General features: G+C 34.6%; 4 protein-coding genes. 1 reads left to right on the plus strand and 3 read right to left on the minus strand.

Annotation, left to right across the window (positions count from 1 at the left end):
* The coding region (locus Cyrtocomes_RS05710) for a hypothetical protein (RefSeq protein ID WP_322498227.1) at positions 1 to 223 on the plus strand (223 nt) is incomplete at its 5' end.
* Here Cyrtocomes_RS05710 and Cyrtocomes_RS05715 read toward each other — a convergent pair.
* The 3 genes from Cyrtocomes_RS05715 to Cyrtocomes_RS05725 form a co-directional block, all read right to left on the minus strand.
* Positions 182 to 745: a hypothetical protein gene (locus tag Cyrtocomes_RS05715; protein WP_322498228.1), complete on the minus strand. Its 564-nt coding sequence runs from the start codon at positions 743 to 745 to the stop codon at positions 182 to 184. The genes Cyrtocomes_RS05710 and Cyrtocomes_RS05715 overlap by 42 nt on opposite strands.
* The gene (locus Cyrtocomes_RS05720) at positions 735 to 1,790 is read right to left on the minus strand and encodes a DUF7689 domain-containing protein (RefSeq protein WP_322498229.1); all 1,056 of its coding nucleotides are present in this window, start codon (positions 1,788 to 1,790) and stop codon (positions 735 to 737) included. The genes Cyrtocomes_RS05715 and Cyrtocomes_RS05720 overlap by 11 nt, the downstream gene beginning before the upstream one ends.
* 827 nt (positions 1,791 to 2,617) lie before the next feature.
* A complete protein-coding gene (locus tag Cyrtocomes_RS05725; protein ID WP_322498230.1) occupies positions 2,618 to 3,052 on the minus strand; it encodes an RpnC/YadD family protein in 435 nt (144 codons plus the stop codon).
* Between the last annotated feature and the right edge of the window lie 101 nt (positions 3,053 to 3,153).

A 3,153-nucleotide genomic window follows, 5' to 3' on the forward strand; every position in this document is an offset into this window, starting at 1 on the left:
GAAACAACCTTTTATCCATCTAAATACCATATTTATCGCCTCCAATATAATATTGCATCTTTTCCATTATTTGGCAAAACCTTTGTTAACAGTGCCTAACTTGACGCTGCCACCTTCTGACTTCAAAACCCTTCAAGAAATTCTTAACACATATTTGCTGAAGCACTTCCTTCAGCTCCTCTCAAAAAAGATAACAATAACATTGCTCTTGTTGTACTGCTGAATAATCATCAACAGAATGTATAAGATTACCATCCAGAAGATATAGAAGAGAAGGAATATTACATAATGTTATATCTTCAACATTGTCCAGCATGTCAGAGTAAGTGTGCATGAAATATGATTTCGTATTAAGCCCTATAAATGAGTCATCAAATTCACGATAATATTCTAGATTATCTTTTTCCTCTAAATCGGAATACGAAAAGAGTAGGTGTTGATTTCCTGATAAATTTTGCAAAGAAGCATAAATAGAGCTTACAAAATTATCGCCTTGACCTTTATTGTACATTTTAGTCACAATAGCATCCATAGCACCAAGATTACTCTTTGTATAAGATAAAAGTTTGTTAAAAGAATCTAGATATCTTACTTGAAAATAGAGAATAGAGCTATCATCTTCAATTTCTATACTCATGTATTCTTCCATAACACGAGAAATCATTTTTTCTACTTCAGTAGAATGAGAAGAGTAATTTTCATTTATCTTTTTGAAAATTAAAGAGCAAAATTGTTTAGTTGACATAATCGTTGACCTCGAAATAAAATGATGGGTTTCCATAACCAGAATCTAGCTGCACATCTTCAAAAATATCGGCTATATACATGAGGTAATTAGCTAAACTTTTAGATTCTATTTTACCAAGTTTAGTACAAAACTCTTCTGAAGCAGCGCCAATAAAAAAGGATTTGCAATTAAGATATGTATCAGTAAAACCTGTGTCTTGTAGTTGCTTTGCTTTGGACTTCAGTATAAAGGCACTATCAAATAGTAAATTAGATATAGCGCTGCAATTAATTTTTAGCTTATTGGTTTTGAAAGATTGGAAAAAAAACTCCATTACATTACGCAAATTATCATTATACTCTAGTAGAGAGCCTTCGGTTAGCAGTATAGATTGTTTCAAGTTAGATATAGTATTGTTTAATCCAGCACTCACATGCCGTGATATTGGGTAAACTTTATCAGATTTTTCCTGTCTTAAACTAGGATATTGTGGAGCAAGTTTTTCGTAAATTGTTATAATTTCATCCAATGGTTCTGCTTGTCCCATCCCCAAATCACTAAGAAAGTTGCTGTATTTCTCTTTCAGTAAACTTGCAATAGAAACGAGTAAAAGATTAGTAAAAGTCTTATTAACATCACATAACTGACTATGACTATTAATAGCGTTACATGTTTTAACGATGCCAGGGAAACTGGAAAGATCACTATCTCCATGATGCACTAGTTGATTTGACCCTAATTTTGAGTATAGGATGCCATTTACAAAAAGCGTGGCATGAGTAATATTATATGTCGTGGAGTTGTTACGTAAGACATAAACTAAAATCCCAATAGAGTTATCATCAGTATGATTAGTACTATTATAATTTTCAATGTGTGTAATACTGGTAGAATTGTTACAAACCTTTAACATACTCATGGTTTCACCTAATAGCTCACCGGTTTTAATAGGTTTTTGAGGAGGATCGCACCACTTGAAGCTGTGAGCCGCAAAGGCAATGCAGTTAGGTAATTTAGAATAATCAGGTACTTGGGATTTGATGGCTTTAGCTTTATTGTTCAAAACTTCGTAGCGAGTGATTTTTTTAAATTGAATGATGTACTGTTCACATTCAGTTTTATTGGTATTTTGTGGACTACACAGATCGAAAACCTGTGAGCTTCTAGGTCCACAGTCGAAAATAGTTTCAGCTGAGACATGATAGTTCCGTTTATCACTTGAAATATTAGCGCAGCTGCTCGGCGAATCAAAATCAAAGGTGTACCAACTACTTAAATGATTGAAAGAATTAAAACTGACTGTTGTGTTACAATACGTCATGCAGATTACGTTATACCAAGAACATATTTTCCATAACATCCATTACCACAACAAGCCCGTAAACTAGCACGAAAGCCCAATTCAAGAGCTCAAACAGTAACTTAAAGTAATTCCCAGAAAGCCGATTTAAGTAGATTTGTTATCTAAAGAAACATTTAAGCTCAAGCTACCAAGTTATCACTTTATAAGGATGGAGGTATTATCTCACTAACGAGCTATAATATCAACATATTTGGCAAAAATTTTCAGCCATAATTCGCTATTAAATCTACCAATCAACTTCTACTTGGGTGTGTGTGGCAGTGATAGGACAAGCTCATGAAGGCAAGCGCAAGGGACGGCTTTAGCCTTGAAGTAGGAAAAATTTCTTCTTGGCTTCGCCAATTCATATCAAAGCAAATTTTTTCTATTCACCCTTGACCCTTTTTCATGATTTGTCCTCATATGCAGCTATCCCAAAGAAAAAGTCAATGTTTTTCTTTTTTAAGGGGCGAAATAAATATGCGCAGACACTGCCCCAGATCGCAGCGATTCCATTGGATCCAAAGGTTCCACTTATAAGCAATAGACTAATTTTTAAGAGATGCTATTTTTGCCAAAGAAAGTCCAGTACATTTAGCAATTACTTCATTTTCAAAGCCTCGGCTCATCATCACTTTAGCTACTTGTACCATTGCTTCTTCTTTACCTTTCTCCATACCAATATCAATCCCTTGGAGCTTGCCTTTCTCTATTAGTTTCTCAGCTATAGTCATAATCTCACCTTTTTTATTACTTGGAGCGGCTTGGCAGAGTAATTCCAGCACATCCTCACTACCATCACCAGTTTCAACAATGTATGATACCACATCTTTACCATATTCAAAATCCTCTGTGAATATGGTTTTTAAAATATCCATGACGTACCTAAGTGCCTTTTCTAGCGACTTATCACGGATATGCTTCATTGCATAAAGCATTAGCCCAGTCTGGTATTGCTCCCTCAATCTAGGCACTGTTAACAAAGGTTGTATTTAATAGATGCTAAAGCTATAAAGGCAAGGAAAGAGAGATCGGATTTCTCAAATCGTAATGCTAAGCGTCGATTTTCTTTGAGTTTAGCGAA

It is taken from the genome of Candidatus Cyrtobacter comes (genome assembly GCF_034470605.1).
Taxonomy (GTDB): domain Bacteria; phylum Pseudomonadota; class Alphaproteobacteria; order Rickettsiales; family Midichloriaceae; genus Cyrtobacter; species Cyrtobacter comes.